The organism is Actinomadura meridiana (assembly GCF_039537545.1).
GTDB classification, from domain to species: domain Bacteria; phylum Actinomycetota; class Actinomycetes; order Streptosporangiales; family Streptosporangiaceae; genus Spirillospora; species Spirillospora meridiana.
On sequence record NZ_BAABAS010000001.1, the window covers coordinates 247,767 to 267,678 of the forward strand.

Annotated in this window: 16 protein-coding genes; 10 read left to right on the forward strand and 6 right to left on the reverse strand. The window is 71.3% G+C overall.

Features of this window, described 5'->3' with window-relative positions:
- Positions 1-305 precede the first annotated feature (305 nt).
- The 4 genes from ABD808_RS01195 (at position 306) to ABD808_RS01210 (ending at position 4,079) form a co-directional block, all read left to right on the forward strand.
- Positions 306-1,298, forward strand: coding sequence for a LuxR C-terminal-related transcriptional regulator (locus ABD808_RS01195; protein WP_344888115.1), 993 nt, complete (start codon positions 306-308; stop codon positions 1,296-1,298).
- A 293-nt stretch (positions 1,299-1,591) separates the two neighbouring features.
- Entirely contained in the window at positions 1,592-2,758 is a 1,167-nt protein-coding gene (locus tag ABD808_RS01200) for an NAD-dependent epimerase/dehydratase family protein (protein ID WP_344888118.1), read from the forward strand.
- 14 nt (positions 2,759-2,772) lie between these two features.
- On the forward strand, positions 2,773-3,540 hold the full coding sequence (locus ABD808_RS01205) for a class I SAM-dependent methyltransferase (RefSeq protein WP_344888121.1): 768 nt from the start codon (positions 2,773-2,775) through the stop codon (positions 3,538-3,540).
- Complete coding sequence (locus ABD808_RS01210; protein ID WP_344888124.1) at positions 3,537-4,079, forward strand: GtrA family protein; 543 nt, start codon at positions 3,537-3,539, stop codon at positions 4,077-4,079. The genes ABD808_RS01205 and ABD808_RS01210 overlap by 4 nt, the downstream gene beginning before the upstream one ends.
- On the opposite strand, the gene ABD808_RS01215 is transcribed toward ABD808_RS01210, so the two are convergent.
- Both ABD808_RS01215 and ABD808_RS01220 read right to left on the reverse strand, forming a co-directional pair.
- Positions 3,962-4,846 carry a glycosyltransferase family 2 protein gene (locus ABD808_RS01215; protein WP_344888127.1) on the reverse strand — a complete coding sequence of 295 codons (885 nt, stop codon included), beginning with the start codon at positions 4,844-4,846 and terminating at the stop codon, positions 3,962-3,964. The two genes, ABD808_RS01210 and ABD808_RS01215, sit on opposite strands and share 118 nt — an antisense overlap.
- Positions 4,843-5,790, reverse strand: a complete 948-nt coding sequence (locus ABD808_RS01220) for an NAD-dependent epimerase/dehydratase family protein (protein WP_344888130.1) — start codon at positions 5,788-5,790, stop codon at positions 4,843-4,845. The genes ABD808_RS01215 and ABD808_RS01220 overlap by 4 nt, the downstream gene beginning before the upstream one ends.
- A 128-nt stretch (positions 5,791-5,918) precedes the next feature.
- Between ABD808_RS01220 and ABD808_RS01225 the strand changes: the two genes are divergently transcribed.
- Positions 5,919-7,424, forward strand: a complete 1,506-nt coding sequence (locus ABD808_RS01225) for a glycosyltransferase 87 family protein (protein WP_344888133.1) — start codon at positions 5,919-5,921, stop codon at positions 7,422-7,424.
- 102 nt (positions 7,425-7,526) lie between these two features.
- Here the strand turns inward: ABD808_RS01225 and ABD808_RS01230 are convergent, their stop codons facing one another.
- Entirely contained in the window at positions 7,527-8,336 is an 810-nt protein-coding gene (locus ABD808_RS01230) for an SAM-dependent methyltransferase (protein WP_344888136.1), read from the reverse strand.
- Positions 8,337-8,402: 66 nt separating this feature from the next.
- The gene (locus tag ABD808_RS01235; protein WP_344888139.1) at positions 8,403-9,272 is read right to left on the reverse strand and encodes an alpha/beta fold hydrolase; all 870 of its coding nucleotides are present in this window, start codon (positions 9,270-9,272) and stop codon (positions 8,403-8,405) included.
- Between the two features lie 213 nt (positions 9,273-9,485).
- Between ABD808_RS01235 and ABD808_RS01240 the strand changes: the two genes are divergently transcribed.
- The 5 genes from ABD808_RS01240 (at position 9,486) to ABD808_RS01260 (ending at position 16,247) form a co-directional block, all read left to right on the forward strand.
- Positions 9,486-11,222, forward strand: coding sequence for an amidohydrolase (locus ABD808_RS01240; RefSeq protein ID WP_344888142.1), 1,737 nt, complete (start codon positions 9,486-9,488; stop codon positions 11,220-11,222).
- A 212-nt stretch (positions 11,223-11,434) separates the two neighbouring features.
- On the forward strand, positions 11,435-12,970 hold the full coding sequence (locus ABD808_RS01245) for a peptidase inhibitor family I36 protein (RefSeq protein ID WP_344888145.1): 1,536 nt from the start codon (positions 11,435-11,437) through the stop codon (positions 12,968-12,970).
- Positions 12,971-12,973: 3 nt separating this feature from the next.
- A complete protein-coding gene (locus ABD808_RS01250) occupies positions 12,974-13,585 on the forward strand; it encodes a helix-turn-helix transcriptional regulator (protein WP_344888148.1) in 612 nt (203 codons plus the stop codon).
- Positions 13,585-14,199 carry a Pvc16 family protein gene (locus ABD808_RS01255; RefSeq protein WP_344888151.1) on the forward strand — a complete coding sequence of 205 codons (615 nt, stop codon included), beginning with the start codon at positions 13,585-13,587 and terminating at the stop codon, positions 14,197-14,199. Before ABD808_RS01250 ends, ABD808_RS01255 begins: the two co-directional genes overlap by 1 nt.
- The gene (locus ABD808_RS01260; RefSeq protein WP_344888154.1) at positions 14,196-16,247 is read left to right on the forward strand and encodes an ATP-binding protein; all 2,052 of its coding nucleotides are present in this window, start codon (positions 14,196-14,198) and stop codon (positions 16,245-16,247) included. The genes ABD808_RS01255 and ABD808_RS01260 overlap by 4 nt, the downstream gene beginning before the upstream one ends.
- On the opposite strand, the gene ABD808_RS01265 is transcribed toward ABD808_RS01260, so the two are convergent.
- Complete coding sequence (locus ABD808_RS01265) at positions 16,244-17,701, reverse strand: COG1470 family protein (protein WP_344888157.1); 1,458 nt, start codon at positions 17,699-17,701, stop codon at positions 16,244-16,246. The genes ABD808_RS01260 and ABD808_RS01265 overlap by 4 nt on opposite strands.
- Before the next feature lie 96 nt (positions 17,702-17,797).
- Positions 17,798-19,822, reverse strand: a complete 2,025-nt coding sequence (locus ABD808_RS01270; protein WP_344888160.1) for an eCIS core domain-containing protein — start codon at positions 19,820-19,822, stop codon at positions 17,798-17,800.
- Positions 19,823-19,912: the final 90 nt, after the last annotated feature.

The following is a 19,912-nucleotide window of genomic DNA, read 5'->3' on the forward strand; positions in this document are numbered from 1 at the left end:
TCGCCCCTGTCGGTATTTGCCAGGGGGGCGACCCCCCTGACCCCCCGGGCGACGCAGGCGATCCTCACGACACCTCGCGGTTTCTGGGGCCTGTCGCGGTTTGCTTGCGTCGCTGCGGTCGCCTGCGTCGGCGGGTCGTGCGACCTCCGGCGCTGGGGCGCCTCCGGCCGCACAACCCGTGAAGGTGGTCGGGGTCCAATCCAAGCGATCGTGCCCGAAGGAGGGAGGGCTGCCTTTAGCACAGTGTGGGAACGGATTTTCTTGGAGTCTTGGCTGGGGTGGGTGGCTGCTAGATAATCCGGGCCATGTTCCCCGCGAGCGCAACCGGTGAGAATCCATTCGCGGCGCTCGGTGTCACCGCATCGCAACAGATTCTCTACTCTACGTTGCTCCACAACCCCGGCAGTACGCTGAGCGAGCTCGCGCAACTGTCCGGTGAGGCCGGGCCTCGGCTGGCGCGTCTGCTGCTGGACCTTGAGGCACTCGGCATGGTGGGCGTGGACGCCTGCGCCGACCCGAAGTATGTTCCCTATCCTCCGGACGCCGTCGTCGAGACGTTGATTCGCAAGCGGGAGACGGAGTTCATCCGCGCGCGGATCGAGGCGAAGCGGCTCAGCGGCGATCTGCTGGCCGCCGAGCAGCGGACGAACCCGCAGAAGCTCGTTGAGATCATCGACGGGTTGGACGCGGTCGTCCAGCGCTACGAGCAGGTGCAACGCAGCGCCGTCAAGCAGATCAAGGCCATCGACAAGCCGCCCTACGCCGTCGACCCGGCCAGTCCCAACGAGATCGAGCGCGAACGGCTCGCCAATGGCGTCGAGTATCGGGTCATTTACACTCCGGAGGCGCTGGCCGTTCCGGGGAAGCGTGAGATGGCGCGGCAGGATTCCTTCATCGGCGAGCGGGCGCGGGTCATGGAGAACCCGCCCGCGAAGCTCGTCATCGTCGATGATGAAATGGCTTTAATGCCGCTTCAGGGCGATGAGCCGGGTATTACAGCCATCATTCGTCCCTCGACGCTCCTCGACATTCTCATCAGCGTTTTCAATTCCTGCTGGGAGGAGGCCACGCCGCTGTACCCCGACCAGGAGTCCGCCGCCGTGTGGCCCCGGCTGTCGGACGCCGACCGGCATCTGCTCACCCTGCTCGCCACCGGGCTCAAGGACGAGGCGGTCGCGCGGCACACCGGGATGGGCGCGCGGACCGTGAGCAGGCACGTCGCCCGATTGCTCCGTACCCTCAACGCCCGCACGAGGTTCCAGGCGGGGGTGCACGCCGCCCGACGCGGTCTGGTCTGATCGGATGGGGTCCCCGTGACCTGAAATTGGGTCCACGACGTGGGAACTTCTGACGACGCTTGATCGCTTACGCATGATGATGCGACCGCGTTGACACGGTCGGTAAGGTGTCCGCCAGGTGTGCCGGGAAGTCTGGTCGGCATGGTGGTGACGGCTCGGCTCACGTGAGGGAGACCATGCTGACATTTCGGGGTCCGCCCCGCCATGGGCGCTATCGCGGTCTTATCGGGCCGGCCATCGCGTAAGGCGGTTCCGGTGCTCTGTTACACCCTGTACCACTGCTGGAGAAATGCATGCGTATTCTAGTTCTCGGCGGCGACGGATATCTCGGCTGGCCGACCGCCCTGCACCTGTCGCAGTGCGGCCATCAGGTGGCGGTCGCCGACAATTTCGCGCGGCGGCAGTACGACTTCGAACTGGGTGTGGAGAGCCTGGTCCCGATCGAGTCGCTCCAAACCCGCATCGCGGTCTGGAAGGACCTGACCGGCGAATCCATCGGCGTGTACGTCGGCGATCTCACCGACGCCGACTTCACCTACGAGATGCTGCGCGACTTCCGGCCCGAGGCCGTCGTGCACTTCGCGGAGCAGCGCGCCGCGCCATACTCGATGATCGACCGCAAGCACGCGGTGTACACGCAGGTCAACAATGTCGTCGGCACGATGAACCTGCTGTACGCGATCGGCGAGGTGGATCGCGACATTCATCTCGTCAAGCTCGGCACGATGGGCGAATACGGCACGCCCGAGATCGACATCGAAGAGGGCTGGCTGGAGATCGAGCACAAGGGCCGCACCGACCGGGTCCTGTTCCCGAAGCGGCCCGGGTCGTTCTACCACCTGTCGAAGGTCCACGACAGCCACAACATCGAGTTCACCTGCCGGATCTGGGGGCTGCGCGCCACCGACCTCAACCAGGGCGTCGTCTACGGGCAGCAGACCGCCGAGACCGTCCTGGACGACCGGCTCGCCACCCGCTTCGACTACGACGCGGTGTTCGGAACCGTTCTGAACAGGTTCGTCATCCAGGCCGTGCTCGGGCACCCGCTGACGGTGTACGGCACCGGCGGCCAGCGCCGCGGCATCATCGACATCCGCGACACCGTTCGCTGCGTGCAGCTCGCCTGCGAGAACCCGGCCGACCGCGGCGAGTTCCGGGTGTTCAACCAGATGACCGAGGCGATGTCCATCCAGGAGCTGGCCGACACCGTCGAGCGATGTTTCCCGGGCGCCGTCGAGATCGAGCATCTCGACAACCCCCGCGTCGAGCTGGAGGAGCACTACTACAACGTCGTCCACACGCGGCTGCTGGACCTCGGACTGACCCCGCACCTGCTCTCCGATACGCTGATCACTTCGCTGTTCGACGTCGCCAAGCGGTACGCGGACCGGGTGCAGCCCGAGGCCCTGCGTCCCAAGGTGAACTGGCGTGACCACGCCAGTCCCGTGCAGGAGACGTGACGATCGGGAGCTCCATGAGCGACGCACAGGGCGCCTTCACCCGCGCCACCGGCCGTGGCCTCGGCGACCGGGACGCCGAGGGGGCGGGCCCGGACAAGCCGCGCTACCGGCGCTACCAGTTCGATCTGATCGCGCCGCACTGCGGTGCCTCCGTGCTGGAGGTCGGCGGCGGGCTCGGCGAGTTCTCGGCGCAGTTCGGCGGCCTGCGGAGGCTGGTGGTCACCGACGTCGATCCGGACGCGGTCGCGGTGATGGACGAACGGTTCGCCGGTGACGCGCGTGTCGCCGACGAGATCGAGGCGCGCCGGTTCGACCTGGACGCTCACGACCGGCTCGACCGTCCGGTCGAGTCGGTGGTGGCCATCAACGTGCTGGAGCACTTCGAGGACGACGCCGCCGTGCTCGCCTCGCTGGCGCGTTCGGTCGTCCCGGGCGGCACGATCGTGCTGTGGGTGCCCGGCTACCAGAGCCTGTTCAGCGAGTTCGACCGCAAGGTCGGGCACTTCCGCCGCTACACGCCCGCGACGCTGCGGGACGCGATCCAGCGCGCCGGGCTTCGCTGCGAGCGGGTGCGGCCGGTGAACCTGCTGGGCGGTCTCGCCTGGTGGACGGCCATGCGCCTCGGCCGCGCCCAGACCCCGAACTCGGGGGCGGTCGGCGTGTACGACCGGTTCATCGTCCCGGCGACCCGGGTGCTGGACCGCGTCCTGCCGGTGCCGTTCGGCCAGTCGGTCCTCGCGGTCGTGCGGGTGCCCGAGGCGGGGACGTCACGGGACCGATGAGCGCCGACACCCTCCGATCCCCGGCCCGCGCGCGTCGCGGCTTCCGGCTGATCTTCACCCGCTACACGGTCGGTTCGGTGCTGGCCGCCGTGGCGAGCGAGGCGACGCTGCTGGCGACGTACGGGCTGGGACTGCTCGGCGCGGGCACGGCGTCCGTGGCCGCGTGGACGGCGGGCGCGGCGCTGAACTACGTCCTCAACCGATGGTGGGCGTGGGGACGGCGGGGCCGCGCGTCACTGTGGCGCGAGCTGGTCCCCTACTGGGTGATCGCGGTGGCGAGCATGGTGCTGTCCGCGGCGGCGACGGACGGGGCCGCCCGGATGCTCGACTCAGACTCGGGGAGTCTGCGCACGGTGGTCGTCGGCGGGGCCTTCCTTGCCGTGTACGCCGTGATGTTCGTGGTGAAGTTCGTCCTGTTCCACTACTTCGTCTTCGCACCGGCCCCGGCGACGCGGCCCTTGGAGGAGGCGGCGGCCGTCCCGGCGGCGCGTCCCGCCCGGCGCTCCCTCCACCAGGTCCCGATGACGACCCGCGAGTAGCGGCAGCCGTAGACGAAGTTGCCGCCCTTCTTGGTGGTGCCCGCGGCGCGCAGCCGCATCGTCGCGGGCACCTCGCGCACCCGGTAGCCCCGGGAGATGACGCCGATGAGCAGTTCCGACGACTGGTACTGCGGCTGCCGCAGCGTGACGACCCCGGTGACCTCGGCCCGCATCGCGCGCAACCCGAACGAGGTGTCGGTGATGCGCTGCCCGGTCAGCAGGCTCACCAGCCGTGCGAACACGTGGACGCCGACGCGCCGCACCCGGTCGTAGGTCTCCTGCCGTCCGAGCAGGCGCGACCCGGTGACGAAGTCGGCCTCGCCCTCCAGCACCGGGCGCAGCACCCGGGGGATCTGCGCGGAGTCGTACTGGCCGTCGGCGTCGGTGGTGACGATGAACTCGGCGCCGCCCTCGCGGGCGATGCGGTAGCCGAGGCGCAGTGCCGCGCCCTGCCCGCGGTTGACGGGCACGTCGCAGACCATCGCGCCGTTCTCGCGGGCGACGGCGGCGGTGCGGTCGGTGGCGCCGTCCACCACGACGACGACGGCGGTGTCGTGACCGCCGACGGACGCGGGGATGGACCGCACGACCTCGCCGATCCCCTCCTCCTCGTCGTAGGCGGCGACGACGACGGCGATCGGGGGCAGTTCCAGGCTGTTCCGGGGGGCGTGGGGGGTCGTCCCCCCACCGAGACCGGCGCCGTACTCGGCGGTGAAGGCGTCGACCGCCGCCCGGTCGACTCCGGTGTCGTCCCGGACGGTGGTCATGCGACCTCCACGGGCGCGAAGTCGGGCCAGACGGTCTCCATGCCGGAGCGCAGGTCGTGGCGCGGCGTGTAGCCGAGGGCGCGCGCCTCGGCGATGTCGAGGACGACGGCGGGCATCTCGCCCGCCTTCCCCGCCACGTACTCGGCGGGGATCGGCGCGCCGGTGACGTCCCGGGCCGTCTCGATCAGCTCGTTGACGCTGGTGGAGTGGCCCGACCCGACGACGAGCGGGCCGGTGTGCCCGGCCTGCCAGGCCAGCAGCACCGCCTGCACCACGTCGTCGACGTGCACGTAGTCGCGCAGTTGGGCGCCGTCGCCGTACACCTGGACGCCCTCCCCGGCGCTCGCCGCCCGCATGAGGCGCGGGACGAAGCTGTCCTTGTGGCGCATGCCCGGGCCGTAGACGTTCGCGAACCGCACGGCGCACGTCTGCATCCCGTACACGCCGGTGTAGGCGCTGAGGAGCATCTCCGCCGCCGCCTTCGTCGCCCCGTAGGGGGTGAGGGGACGCAGCGGCAGCCGCTCGTTGATGGCCGTCCCGCCGACGTCGCCCGTGACCGCGTTGGTCGAGGCGAACACCACGCGCGGCACCCCGCGTTCGCGGCACAGCTCCAGCAGACCGGCGGTGGCGTCGACGTTCAGCCGGTAGACGCCGGCGGGGTCCTCGATGGAGCGCAGGACGGACGTGAGGGCCGCGAGGTGCACCATCCCGTCGAGCCCCTCGGTGACGGCGGCGGCGCGCACGTCCGGGTCGCACAGGTCGCCGACGACGGACCGGACGGCCGGATCGGGGTGCGGGTTCTGGTCGACGACGACGGGTTCCGCCCCGGCGGCCAGCAGCGCCCCGACCAGGCGGCGGCCGATGAACCCGGACCCTCCGGTCACCAGCACCCGCCTGCCCGCGACGCCGACGTCCTCCCGCCGCTCCGTCGCCGTTCCTGTCATGGGCTCACCCGCCGTACGCTCGTGGGACATATGATCGCCGACCCTAACGGAACCTCGCCCCGGACACCGACTCCGGGCCGTGGTGGAGGTGTCGTGCGGAGTGACGACCGGCCGATGAGAGGAACGCGGTGACCCATGTTCTGGTGATGGGCCTGCCGCTCGCGGCCGGTCTCGCCCTGGCGCTGCTGGCCGGACGCCGGGGGTGGGCGCCGCCGCTCGCGGTGGCGCTGGCCGTCGGGGCGGTGCTGCGCGTCGTGGTGATGGTGATCGCCGCTCGGGACACCTTCCAGCCCTATGACCTGGACGTCGACTTCCGCGACACCGCCGACGCGGTGCTCGCCGGTCACGATCCGCTCGTCGTCCTGCGGGAGGGCGGCTGGCATTTCCTGCCGATGTTGGCCTATCTGCTGGCAGGCGTCCGGCAGGTGGCCGACACGCTGGGCGTGCCGTGGGAGTACGCGGGACGTGTCGTGCCCGTCCTCGCCGACCTCGCGCTCGTGCCGCTGGTCGCGAAGTTGAGCACCGACCCGTCATCGAATGTTCGCGCCCTGCGCGCTTTCCAGTACGCGTGCGCGCCGCCGGTACTGATGGTGAGCGCTCTCCACGGGCAGTTCGGGCCGATCACGCTGGCGTTGGGCGCGGCCGCGCTGCTGGCTGCGCGGGGTGGGCGGGCCCAGCTGGCGGGCGTGCTGATCGGGCTGTCGGTGACCTCGGCGAACTGGTCGGCGCTGTTGTTGCCCGGCGTCCTGTTGGCCCTGTCGGCGTGGCGGGGACGGGTGGTCGTCCTGGTCTGGACGGCGGTCGTCCCGCTCGCGTTCCTGCTGAGCGGCGTGGTGTTCCTGGGCACCCCGGTCGATCGGCTGCCGGACACCCTGTCGGCGGCGATGTCGACGCGTCCGGTGGCGGGGGACTGGGGCTGGTCCGCGGTGGTGAGCGGCGGTGACCAGGTGGTGTCCGACGGCTACGGGACGGTCGGTACCCCGCTACTGGCGGCGGCGGTGCTCGCCGCTCTCTGGTGGTGGCGCAGGTCGGATCCCGTCACCCTGACGCTCGCGCTACTGCTGGTCTTCCTCATCGTGACCTTCAGGTTCGGCACGCAGTATCTGGCGTGGCCGGTGCCGTATCTGCTGATGCGATCGGGCCGGGGCACGTGGCCCGCCATCACGGTGAGCGGTGTCTGGGCCGCGTTCGGGTATCTGTACATGTCGCGCCTCGAACCCGTCGAGTGGCGGGAGGCGCACGTGTGGTGGGCGTTCTCGTCGCTCGTGGTCGTGGCCCTCTTCGTCTACGCCCTCCCGGAACGGCGCCGTCAGGGCACCCCCGGGGCGGACGTCGGGGACGGCGGCGCGGACGCTGGTGGCCACGCGGTGCCGGGCACCATGGTGACGGCTGAGGCCAGGTCACGGAGCCGTGCCGTCCCGCCGAACGAGGCGAGAGCGGTGCGGTCGGCTGCCTGGGCGAAGAACGCCGTGGCCGCGTTCTCGCGGATGGTGACCCGGGTGTCGGTCACGGCGGCGGGACGTCCGCCCACCGTGGCGTCGGTCCGCAGGTCGGGCGCCGGGCGCTCGACGCCGATCGCGATCCAGCCGGGTTCGGGGGCGCCGATCCTGGCGGGCGGGCACTGCCGCGCGTAGCGCAGCGCCACACTCGGACGGGTGCCGGGCGTGGCCGCCGAGGCGACGGTCCCTACCAGGAGGACAGGGCCGGACCGCAAGGAGGTTGCATCGCCCGAGAAATCAGGGTTTCCGGCCGACCCCGCAGAGGCCGGGAACCAGGTCGGGCCGCCCGAAGGGGCTGTGGGGCGGCCGCCATCGCGAGTACGACACCACGCCGGGTTCGACCAGCTCCAGGCCGTCGAACAGGCGCAGGATCTCCGCGCGCGTGCGGCTGCGCATCTTCGGCGTGCCGTGCTCGTTCCAGAGTTCGATGTTGGCGCGGACCTGGTCGGCGTCCACGAGGTCCTCGGTGGCGTGCGCGATCGCGATGTGGCTGCCCGGCGGGACGGCGTCCAGCAGCAGCCGCAGGATCTCCCCGGCGCGGTCGTCGTCGGCGACGAAGTGCATGATTCCGAGCAGCATGATCGCGACCGGGCGGGTGAGGTCGAGCGTCCGGGCGGCGGCGGCGATGATCGCGCCGGGGTCGTCGAGGTCGGCGTCGACGTAGGTGGCCACGCCGGGCGGCCGCGCGGTCAGCAGCGCCGCCGCGTGCGCCAGTACCAGCGGGTCGTTGTCGACGTAAACGATCTTGCATTCGGGGGCGATGGACTGGGCGACCTCGTGGGTGTTGTCGACCGTCGGTAACCCGGTTCCGATGTCAAGGAACTGCCGGACCCCGGCCTGCTCGACCAGATAGTGCACGGCGCGACCGAGAAAGGCGCGGTCCTGTCGGGCGGTGTTGATGATGCCAGGGAAGACGTCCCGGGAGATCTGGTCGCCGACGCGCCGGTCGGCCTCGTAGTTGTCCTTCCCGCCCAGCCAGTAGTTCCAGATCCGGGCGGAGTGCGGCACCTCGGGGTCGATCTCCCGGGACGGTTGATCCTCGGCCACGATGAACTCCTCGGTGTCACGTGAGCTGTCGCGCAGAGGATATTGGCCTTCCCCGTAAAGTTTCTGTCAATGAGCGCCGTCGAGGACGTCGCGCAGCCTGTGCGCGAACTTCTCCGGCTGGCCGGGATAGCCGTACTCGCCGCCGAGGAATCCGCCGTGATGGCTCGGGAACACAGCCGCGTGTTCGCCGAGCAGCTCGGCCGTCGCCATCGAGGCGCGTCCGGTGAAGGTGCCCGCGGACTCCTCGCCGACCGCGATCACGACCCGGGTGGACGCCGCCTTCAGCGCGTCCGCGTCGGGACGGTAGGAGCTGACGGCCCACGACCGGTCGGAGAGCAGCGGGTCGTCGCGGGTGCCGTCGTCGTCGGTGGGCATCCCGAACGTGCTCGGGTCGGGGACCGGCTGGGCGAAGTAGGCGTCGGTGAACTCGCCGAGCCAGGACGTCATCGCGATGAAGGCCGCCATCCCGGCGTTGGAGCCCTTGGCCTCGTAGACGTCCCGGACGCCGTTCCTGGCGCGTTCGGCGCCCGCCGCGTCCGGGACCACCGGGAGCAGCGGCGGCTCGTGCGCGACGAGGGTGGTCACGTCATTCGGATGCGCGGTCACGAGGGCGAGCGCCGTCACGGCGCCGCCGCTGCTCCCGAACATCTCGACCGGGCCCGCGCCGAGCGCCTCGAAGAGCGCGTGCAGGTCTTCGGCCTGGGTCTCGGGCGTGTGGTCGTTCCTGCCGTCCGTGCGGACGCTGCGGCCGAGGCCGCGCGGGTCGTAGGTGATCACGGTGCGCTCGGGGAAGAGCCCGGCCAGGGTGGCGAAGCCCGCCGCGTCCATCGGCTGACCGATCATGGCCAGGGGAGGCCGCCCGTCAGTGGTCGGCAGCGGCCCGTGGACGTCGTAGACGAGTTCGACCCCGGGAATCGTGAGCGTGTGCGTAGTCATGCCGGTACTGACCACGGCCGCCATGAAAACTCATCGCTGTGATGACAGAGACAACACAGCCCACTGCTACGCCTGTAAATAAGGTAACGATGAGGGGTCTAGCTGTTGACTTTATCAACACTATGGCGGAAGACTGCGATACCCGGCGCGGCGCCGGTGGCGTGCGCGGCGGGACGGGCAGATCTCGACACGAGCACGGAGGAGAAGCTCGACATGGACGCCGACATGGACGCCGACCTCGTCATCCACAACGGGCGCGTACTCGTCCTCGACGAGCACTTCCGCACGGCCGACGCCATCGCCGTCCGCGACGGCCGGGTCCTCGCCGTCGGGAGCGACCGCGACGTCCGGCGCCACGCGGGCCCCCGCACGCGGTTGCTCGACGCGGGCGGCGGCACCGTGCTGCCCGGCATCAACGACAGTCACCTCCACCTCAACGCGCACGGTCTGGGCATCCCGCCGTTCAGTATCGACGTCGACACGGCGACGATCGAGGAACTCACCGCCGTCGTGCGCGCGGCGGTCGCCGAGGCGCCGTCCCCGGACGCCTGGATCCGCGGCCGGGGCTGGCAGGAGCTGAGGCTGCCGCGCCCGCCGACGGTAGCCGACCTCGACCCGGTCTCGGGCGGGCATCCGGTGGTTCTCGACGACTTCTCGTGGCACGCGTTGTCCGTGAACTCGGTCGTGCTCCGGATGGCCGGGATCACGCGCGACACCGTCCCGCCACCGGGCGGCGTCATCGACAGGGACGCCGACGGCGAACCCACGGGCGTCCTGCGCGAGACCGCGCAGGACCTGGTCCGCCGCGTGATCCCGTCCTTCACCCGCGAGGAGCGTTCGCGGGCCATCGACGTCACCGTCCGGATCCTGCACTCCCTGGGCGTCACGAGCGCCACCGAACCCGGCATCGACCTGGAGACCCTCGGCATCTACGCGGAGAAGGCCCGCGCCGGTGAGCTGCCCCTGCGCGTCACGGCCCTGCTGGGCGGCGGCGCCGGGCCGAACACGCTCCGCGACCTCCTGGCCGGGTACGAGCCACTGAACGGCGTCGATCCGAGGACGCTGCGCGTCGCGGGCGTGAAGATCTTCGCCGACGGGATCCCGAGGTTCCGGACCGCGTGGATGAACAAGCCGTATCTCGACGGTGGCAACGGCGGTCTCACCATCGACGGCGCGACGCCCGCCGAGCAGCTCGCCAACCTACACGAGATGATCGAGACGGTGGCGCGCGCCGGGCTCCAGGTCGGCACGCACGCCTGCGGCGACGCCACCACCGACGCGGTCGTCGCCGCCTACGTCAAGGCCGCCGGACACCAGTGGGGCCATCCGGAACTGCGCCATTACGTCATCCATTGCAATTTCCCGTCGGCGCGGACGCTGTGGAAGATGGCGCGGCACGACATCGGCGCGAACCTGAACGCGGAGATTCTGCATCTGCAAGGGCGCGTCCTGGAGCCGATCATCGGACGCGAGCTGACGGAATACCAGTGGCCGTACCGCAGCGCGCTCGACGCGGGCGTCAAGGTGGCCTCTGGATCGGACGCGCCCGTCGTGGGCCCGCACTGGCTCCAGGGCGTGGCGACGGCCGCGCTCCGCGAAGGGGCCGACGGCCGCGTCGCGGGGGAGGCGGAGCGCATCGGCCTGCCGGAGGCACTGGCCACCTACACCCGCACCGCCGCCTGGCAGGACCACGCGGACGGCTGGAAGGGCACGCTCGAACCCGGCAGGGTAGCCGACATCTGCGTCGTCGGCGGCGACGTGCTGGACGTGTCCCCGCGCGACCTCCCGAGCCTCCAGGTGACCGCGACCCTGGTCGGCGGCGAGGTCGTCTACGAACGATCCCATGGCGTCACGTCCACTTCGGCATTCACCCGTGACAGTGGAACGGGACACACCTGCGGCAATGGCGAGAAATGCTGCTGCCAACTGTCCGAAGAGATCCTCGGATGATCGCGGAAACTGTCACGGCATAGCTGAGCTGCGCATTCGTCCGTTACGTATAGCAGGCTGTACTCCGGTCGGGCAGCCTGCGGGGCTGTGAGCCCGGCGCGCGCTCGCGAGACTGGCCGAATGACGGCGATGTGTGATCACGGTGGCCTTTCCGGCCGCCGCGACGGGGGTGTCGGGGGACTACGGACTTCCCACGGGAGGTCGAGCGGAGCATGAGCGACGCTCGGCCGGGTCTGTTGCTGAGAGCCGGCGCGGTGTCCGGTGCGCTGGCGGTGGCCGCCGCGGTCGTGGGCCTTCCGGCCCCCGCGCGGGCCGACACGCCGTGCCGGGACGACGACGGCTGGTGGTGCCTGTACGGAAAGTCGGGGCTGGAGGACGGCGGCGGGCTCGTCGCCACCACCAACCCCGACACCGACGTGAGGATGGACGGCGACTGGTCGTTCTTCAACGACGCGACCCGCTCGATCAGCAACCGGACCGACAGCTTCGTCGGCCTGTACGACGACATCGAGTTCGAGGGGATGATGGCGTGCCTGCCGCCCGGAACGTGGATACCGGAGATCGGCTCGGGCATCAGCTCGCTGCGCATCCATCCCACCAGCGTCGATGCGTGCACCGGCGAGCCGGACGCCTCCCAGCCGGAGGCCCTGAAGATCGATCCCGATCCGCCCCCGACCGAGAAGCCCGAGGACGACGGAGCCGGTGAGACCCCGACCGAGTCATCGAAGCAGCCTGAGCACACCGACAAGCCCACCCCGAAGGCCACATCCTCCCTGGACCTTCCGTCGACCGTCGCGCCGGGTTCGCTGCCCGCGGCGCCGCGTGCCGGGACCGAGACCCGTCCCGCCGCCAAGGACGACGGCGCACCGGTGGCGATCGTGGCCGCACTGGCGGCGCTCCTGGCGCTGGCCGGGCTAGGCGTCGGCGGCTGGCTGTTCGGGCGGCGGCGCCACGCCGATCCGGTGCCGAGGACCGCCACCGACGCGGGGGCGGCGCACCGCGTCCACCGCGCGCTCCTCCTGCTGGAGGACGCCTGCGAACGGGAGGGACGCGACGTCCCGGCGGCCCGCGCCGTCACGATCGACAACGCCGAGGTGGCCCTGTACCTGGCCGCCGACGACCCGGTGGCACCGCCGCCGTGGCGGGCGGCCCACGGCGGCCGCCGCTGGACGCTGTTCGTCGCCGACATCGGCGGCCTCCTCGACGGGACCGGCCTGGACGCGCCGTACCCGCTGATGACCCAGATCCGGCCCGGCATCTGGGTGAACCTGGCGGCGTTCCCGCCGCCGATCGCGCTGACCGGCAACCGGAACGCCGCGCGCAAGGCCGCGGTCGCGATGGCGGCGGGGCTGCGGGAGAGCCCGTGGCACGAGAGCGTGCGGGTCCGGACGGTCGGCTTCGGGCCGGACGCGCCGGTCGGCCCCGAGGCGCCACTGGAACCGGAGATGGGAACCGAACGGGGGCGGGTTGTGTTCATCAACGACGGTATGCAGGTTCCGGCGAAGGTGCCGCCGGGGTCGGCGGTCGTCTCGGTCGGACGGCCGGACGGCGCCGGGACGACCTGGCGGGTGCGGTTCGACGGCACGATCGTCCCGCCCCCCGAGGTGCGGACGAAGGGCCGAACACCCGAACCGAGCGGGACGTACGGGGACGCCGACTCGTCGCACTCGTCCCATTCATCTCACTCGTCGCACTCGTCGGATGCCTCGGCGGACGCGGGCGGGGACTCCGGCGGCGGGGAGGGCTGAGCGATGGAGACGATTCCCGTCGCGGTGCACGCGTCCGACCCCATCACCTACGAGGGGGTGGTCGGCGGGCTGCGCCGCCGCCCCGAACTGACGCTGGTCGACGAGGCCGACGCCGTGGTGGCCGTGGTCGTCGCCGAAACCGTGGACGAGCAGCTCAAGGCCGTTCTGCGGCGGTTCTCCCGGTCGATCGGCGCGCACCCGGTGCTGATCATCAGCGACCTCAAGGAGGCGCACCTGCTGGAGATCGTGGAGTGCGGCGTGGTCGCGGTGCTGTGGCGGCGCGAGGCGGGGGCGGACGGCATCGCCCGCGCCGTCGTCGCGGCGGCGTCCGGCGGCGGCAGCCTGCCCGCCGACCTCCAGGGACGGCTGCTCAAGCAGGTCGCCCGGATCCAGCGCGGCATGAACTCGCAGGGGCTGTCCGCCACCGGGCTCGCCGACCGGGAACGCAAGGTGCTCTACCTCATCGCGGAGGGCCTGGACACGTCCGAGATAGCCGGGAAGCTCGCCTACTCGGAACGGACCGTCAAGAACGTCCTGCACGGCCTGATGACCCGCTTCCACCTGCGCAACCGGGCCCATGCCGTCGCGTACGCGCTCCGCGAGGGCTTCATCTGATGCTCCACGAAGTCGACGAGGCGCTCCGCGAACTCGTGACCAGCCGCGCGTTGAACGGCAGCGACGTGCGGCTGGTCTTCGAGGCGCCGACCCGCGAATGGGCCGCGCGCCGCAACACGCCCACCATCAACGCCTACCTCTACGACGTCCGCGAGGACGTGAAGCGGCGGGAGACCGGCGTGGCCCGCGTGTACGCGGAGGGCGGCCGGGTGGCGGCCTACCGGCGTCCGCCCCGCTACTACCGGCTCTCGTACCTGGTCACCGCGTGGACCAAGCAGCCCGAGGACGAGCACCGCCTGCTGTCGGCCGTCCTCGGCTGCCTGCTGCGGCACGAGACGCTGCCGGAGACGATGCTGCCCACCGGCGGGATCCTCGCCACGGCCGGGATGCCCGTCCCGGTCACCGCGGCGCTCCCACCGGCGGACCCGCGGTCGATCACCGAGCTGTGGTCGGCGCTCGGCGGCGAGCTGAAACCGTCGCTGGACGTCGTCGTCCTCGCGCCGTTCCCGGTGACGCCGGACCTGCCCGCCGGGCCGCCGGTCACCGAGCTGGAGGTCGAGCTGCACGACGGCGAGCCCACCGTGTCCGAGGTCCGCCGCAGGTCGCTGACGTGACCGACTCGACGGGCCACCTGCTGGCCCGGATCGAGTTGCTGCGCGCCCGGGTCCGGCTGCTGGTCGAGGAGCGGTCGGGCGCGGACCCGTCCACCGGCGACGAGTTCCGCGGCCTGCACGTCGCGCCCGAGACGGCGCTGCGGCTGGCGGACGGCCCGCCCCCCGAACCCGGCCGCGACCCGGAGTACGAACGGGCCGTCGACGACCTGGCGGACGCCGCGGGCGCCGACACCCGCGCGCACTGGCTCGCCGCCGCGTTCGGGCTCACCGGCTTCGACCTGGAGATCCTGCTCATCGCGCTCGCGCCCGACCTGGACCGCTCGTTCGAACCGCTGTACGGCTTCCTCAACGACGACGTGAGCCGCCGCCGCGCGTCGGTCGGGCTCGCCCTCGACCTGTGCGGCGCGCCCGTCACCTCGGCGTGGGCCCGCGCCCGGTTCGCGGCCGGAGCCCCGCTGATCGCCGGGGGCCTGATCGTCACGCAGGACGCGGACCGGCCGTTCCTGAGCCGCGCGCTGCTCGTCCCCGACCGGGTCGCCGCGTTCCTGCTCGGCGACGACGCGGTGGACGACGACCTCGCCGCCGTGGTCCGGCTGGAGGACGCACCGCCCGCCGACGCACCGCCCGCCGATGCACTGCTCGCCGACGCGCCGCCCGCCGACGTCGTCCCGGATCCGGGCGGTCTCGCCGGACGGCTGCGCGACGGCGACCCGCCGCTGGTCTATCTGCACGAGGACCGTCCCGGCGCGGGCGTCGCGGCGGCCCGCTCCGCCGTGGCCGCCGCCGGGCTGCCGGTGCTGGCCGTCGATCCGGCCCGGCTGGACGCGGCGCAGGTCCCGGCCGTCCTGCGCGAGGCCACCATGCACGGCGCGGCCGTCATCGCGGGCCCGCTGCCGGACGGCGCCCTGGTACGGCCGTTCGCCGAGGCGCTCGCGACGGTCCCGGTGCTGCTGGCGGGGTCGCAACCGTTCGATCCCGGCTGGTGCGACGTGCAGCCGCTCGTCCTGGACGCCCCCGCACGTGAACACGCCGCCGACGTCTGGCGCGCGGAACTGCCCGGCGACCTCGGCTTCGACCTGGACGCCGCCACCGCCACCTACCGGTTCGCCCCGGATCAGATCCGTCGCGCGGTGTGGGCGGCGCGTGACTACGCCGCGCTCGAAGGCGCGCCCCTGTCGGCCGCGCACCTGCACCGGGGAGCCCGGCTACAGAACGCCGGTGGCCTGCACAAACACGCCCGCCGGATCGTGCCCGCCGTGGGCTGGGACGATCTCGTCCTCCCCGACGAGGCGGCCGGACGGCTGCGCGAGCTCGTCCAGCGGGCCCGCCACCGCGACCGGGTGCTCGGCGAGTGGGGGCTCCGCAGCGGCGGCGGCCGGGGCCGGGGCGTCGTCGCGATGTTCGCCGGGGAGTCCGGCACCGGCAAGACCATGGCCGCCGAGGTGCTCGCCGCCGAACTCGGGCTGGACCTGTACGTCATCGAACTGTCCGCCGTCGTCGACAAGTACGTCGGCGAGACCGAGAAGAACCTGGAACGGATCTTCACCGAGGCGGACCGGATGGACGCGGTCCTGCTCTTCGACGAGGCCGACGCCGTGTTCGGCAAGCGCTCCGACGTCAAGGACGCCCGCGACAGGTACGCCAACCTGGAGAGCGCCTACCTGCTGCAACGGCTGGAGTCGTTCGGCGGGATCGCGGTGCTGACCACCAACCTGCGCGCCAACATCGACGACGCCTTCACCCGGCGCCTGGACCTCGTCATCGACTTCCCCTTCCCCGACCGGACGCAGCGCCGCGCGTTGTGGGAGCACTGCCTCGCCCCGCCGGTCCCGGTCGCGGGCGACGCCGACTTCGACCGCTGCGCGCGGGAGTTCGACCTGGCGGGCGGCGCGATCCGCAGCGCCGCCGTCACCGCCGGGTATCTGGCCGCGGCGGCGGGCCGTCCCATCACCATGGCCGACCTGCTGGCCGGGGCCCGCCGCGAGTACCGCAAGCTCGGACGCCTGCTGCCCGGCGACATCCCGTCCCTGTCCGACGGGGCGGGCTAGGAGACGGGGTCGAAGGGGATGCGCATCGCCGAGATCTGGTCCTGACCCTCCGGCACGTTCGAGCGGACCTCGATCGGGGAGTCGCCCGACCTGACCCAGAACCCGACGCTCAGCTTGCCGTTCTTGAGGTCGGCCCACTCCTCGCCCTCCTCGAACTCCAGGCCGACCTCTTCGGTGTACTTCTGCCATTCCTGGTTCGGCTCCAGCTCGAACGCCTTGAAGACCTGGCGGCGCTGGAGCACCTCCTTGTCCCCGTCGAAGTTCCAGTCGAAGATCACGGAGATGCTCGCGTCGGGGTCGCCGTTGGACTTGACCCAGAAATCGAACGTGGTCTGGCTCTCCGGGTTGTAGGTGTCGTTCATGGCGCAGAGGGTGTAGCGCACGGGGCTGTAGGTGCAGCCCCACTCGTCGCCTACTGCCTCAAAACCCGGGCTCTTCACGGGGAAACTCCACGTGGCGGGTTCTTCACCCTCCCCGGGCGGGTCCGGCCACGGGCTCGACTTCGCCAGGTACAGCAGATGGTTTCCGGGCCCGCCGAGTGGACGTTCCTCGCCGCCGCCTCCGTCCGTCGCGGGCGGCGGATCCTCGGTGGCGCCGTCATCGGGCTGCTCCGTGGGCGCCTGCCGGGGTTGCTGGTCGGGCGGCGGGGACTTGCCGTCCGGGAGGGTCAGCGGGTTGCCCACCGGGACCATCCCGCCGTCATGCGCCTTCGTGTCGAAGTTCGGCTTGAACACGAACCACGCGATCGTGAACGCGACCGCCGACGTCAGCAGGAACCCCGTGAACCCGAGCAGCCAGCGCGGCATGACCGCCCGCTGGACGAACACGCCGCCGACCTCGACCGGCTCCGTCCCGGATCGCAGCACGTTCAACGTGTACGGGTGCGACTCGCGCTGGCCGAACCAGGTGATGCCGCCCGGCCTGATCCGTCCCTGCACCCAGGCGGCCCGGCCCGGCTCGACCTGCACGTTCGCCGGGTGCAGCTCGAAGCCGAGCTGCCCGCTGTTGTCCTTGCCGGTCAGCGACGCCGTCAGCCGGGTATTGCCGAGGTTGTCCACGGCGAACTTGGGTTTGGCGCGGAACCGTCCACGCACGGTGTGCGGCAGCAGCTCCGCCCGGATCTCGCTGAACGGCGTGACCGTCAGATGGCCTTCCACGACCGTCTTGCCCGCGGGCTGCTCGGTCGGGATCACCTCGATCGCGAACGGATGCCCACCGGCCGTGGCGTCCGGTGTGCGCGGCGGCCGGAAGGTGATCTCGGCGGTGCCGGTCGTGCCCGGGTAGAGCCGCATCGTCCTCGGCTCCACCCCGGACCAGACGGCGGGCGTTCCGGCGACCGAGATCCGGTACTCCTCCACCAGATCCGTCGTGTTCCGCAAGCGCAGCGTGACTGTCACGGCGTCGCCGGGATCCACGGTCGCCGACGCCGGATCGAGAGAACTCCAGATGCTCACCGATCGGACGCTAGCCAGCCCCGGACGTGCCCGGAATGTCCGCGCGTGCACCCCCGCGTGCAGCACCCTCTGCCCGCGCGGCGCGCCCGTCCCGGATCACCGGCGCCGACCACGCGGCACGTCGTCGTAGTCGTCGCGCCCCCTCGGCCGGATCGTGACGGTGTTGGCATCGTCCGCTCCCGGACCCACCGAGGGTGATCGGTACCGTGACGAGGAGCGGACCTGCGACGAGGAGCGGACCTGCGACGACGAGCGGACCTGCGACGACGAGCGTGAACTCGGAAGGGGACCGCGAGACAGCGGGCTGGACGCCAGCGCGATGCTCGCGAATCCCCGCTGCGAGGGGGGCGGACCGAGGTTCGGACGCCGCCGCGGCGCGATGGTGGGCGCGTCGTCGCGCGAACGGATCGGCAGGGGGGCGACGCGGGGGCTGCTCGACCGGTCCCGGGACGCCGACCGCACGGAGCTCCCGTACCCCGGCGGCAAAGATGATCGTGAAGAGGGGACCGACGGCGGCCCGAGAAGGATCGGGTCATCGCGCCGCCCACTCGGCGGTGGGAGGACGGCGGGACTGTTCGACCGGCTCCGCGACCTCGACCGTTGCCTGCGGCTGTTCTCCCAGTCCTGGTACTCGCTGGGCACCGCGTCCCTGGGGAGATCACGCATGAGCGCATGGGCGGCGGAGGCTTCCACGTTCCTGCGAATCGTGGAATTCTCCACGTATTCGCCGGCCTTCCGCCGCGTGGGGGCGCTGCGATAGTCATGGAAGTCCAGTTCGACCTCGTTGATAGTCCTTCCGCTGGGTGAGTAGATCCCATAGGTTCCCCTGTCGTACACGGTCGTGTCATAGTTGCCCGCCTTCCGCCCGCCGGTCATGCTCATCTGCGTCACGGCCAGGCCATGCATGCTCTTGACGGACCTGTCCCCCCTGGGATCGTACGGTTTGTCTTTCTTGGAGGGCTTCTTTTTTGGTGCCGGCGGAGCGATGTCCTTCCCCGCCGCCTCCTCGTAGTTCAAGTGCGTGAGGTTCGCCGCCTGCGAAGTCGCAGTGAGATTCGACTTTCGTTGCGTGTTCCCTCCGTATCCGTCGCCGAACCTGTAGTTGGCAGCGGTGTGAGAAAGGGCGGGTACGCCTTTCGGTCGCCTACCGGCGGCAACCAAGATATCTCTTGCGCTTCCCCCCATGACTGTTTCCTCGGGGAGGGGGTTCTTACTGCGATTCTTCGGGTTCTGATATTGCGTGTCCTCGGTCATGTAGCTGATGTCCACGCGTTCCGGGGTCCGGCTGCGGGCGCGGGACGAGCTTCGGGCGCGGGACGTGCTTGGGGCGCGGGACGAGCTTCGCCTCGCGCCGCACAGGTAGCCGTGGCGACACATGGGGTTGTCGCAGCTGCGACAGCGCTGGATCGGGATCTTGGATCCGCCTCCGGACGGCGACGAGGGGCGCGCGGCGGCGAGGCGCTGGACCGGTGCCGGGCCGCTCATGGCTCGCGCCGCGCCCGCTTCGGCCTCCCGCTCGTACCGGTCGCCCGGGTCGCTGACCTTCGTCCCGTCGCCCATGTCGGTCCCGGCGACCGGGCCGCTGTGCTGCTGCTTCACGTGGATCAGCTCGTGGGCGAGCATCTGCTTGCCCGCCGTCGACGCGGTGTCGTAGCGACCGCGTTGGAACACGATGTGGTTGCCGGACGTGTAGGCGTGCGCGTTCAGCTGCTCCGCCGACTTGTGCGCGGTGCCGTTCGTGTGGATCCGGACGCCGGAGAAGTCGTGGTTCAGCCGGGCTTCCATCTCCGTGCGCACGTCCGGCGGGAGCGCCTTGCCCGGTGCGCGCAGCGCGGCCTCGACCGTCGACCGCGCGCCCGCCGTCTCGGTGTGCCCGCAGCCCGGCCCGTGCCGGTGCGTGTCGTCGTCGTGCGCGGCCTTGCGCTGGATCGGCGCCAGCGCGGCGTTGACCGCCGCGTTCCCGGCGTCCCGCTGGAGGGCGAGCAGCGCGGCCGCGGCCGGGTCGACGGGCCCGGAGACCGCCTCGGACGTGGTGTCGTCGGATCGCGTGCCGATGCCGCGCCGTTTGGTCTTCTCGGCCTCCTCGGCCGGAACTCCCCGTGCCCGTTGAACGCGCGTCATCCCCAGTACGCTCCTTCGCGACGGTCCTGTGCACGGCCAGGCTGTCCTGGGCACACGTGGGTGTGAAGGACCGCGCGGGCAGTCCGACCG

Bases quoted from the DNA above. Each gene is read 5' to 3' on its own strand.
- ABD808_RS01195 (WP_344888115.1), top strand. From the start codon at position 306: ATGTTCCCCGCGAGCGCAACCGGTGAGAATCCATTCGCGGCGCTCGGT.
- ABD808_RS01200 (WP_344888118.1), top strand. From the start codon at position 1,592: ATGCGTATTCTAGTTCTCGGCGGCGACGGATATCTCGGCTGGCCGACC.
- ABD808_RS01205 (WP_344888121.1), top strand. From the start codon at position 2,773: ATGAGCGACGCACAGGGCGCCTTCACCCGCGCCACCGGCCGTGGCCTC.
- ABD808_RS01210 (WP_344888124.1), top strand. From the start codon at position 3,537: ATGAGCGCCGACACCCTCCGATCCCCGGCCCGCGCGCGTCGCGGCTTC.
- ABD808_RS01215 (WP_344888127.1), bottom strand. From the start codon at position 4,846: ATGACCACCGTCCGGGACGACACCGGAGTCGACCGGGCGGCGGTCGAC.
- ABD808_RS01220 (WP_344888130.1), bottom strand. From the start codon at position 5,790: ATGACAGGAACGGCGACGGAGCGGCGGGAGGACGTCGGCGTCGCGGGC.
- ABD808_RS01235 (WP_344888139.1), bottom strand. From the start codon at position 9,272: ATGACTACGCACACGCTCACGATTCCCGGGGTCGAACTCGTCTACGAC.
- ABD808_RS01240 (WP_344888142.1), top strand. From the start codon at position 9,486: ATGGACGCCGACATGGACGCCGACCTCGTCATCCACAACGGGCGCGTA.
- ABD808_RS01245 (WP_344888145.1), top strand. From the start codon at position 11,435: ATGAGCGACGCTCGGCCGGGTCTGTTGCTGAGAGCCGGCGCGGTGTCC.
- ABD808_RS01250 (WP_344888148.1), top strand. From the start codon at position 12,974: ATGGAGACGATTCCCGTCGCGGTGCACGCGTCCGACCCCATCACCTAC.
- ABD808_RS01255 (WP_344888151.1), top strand. From the start codon at position 13,585: ATGCTCCACGAAGTCGACGAGGCGCTCCGCGAACTCGTGACCAGCCGC.
- ABD808_RS01270 (WP_344888160.1), bottom strand. From the start codon at position 19,822: ATGACGCGCGTTCAACGGGCACGGGGAGTTCCGGCCGAGGAGGCCGAG.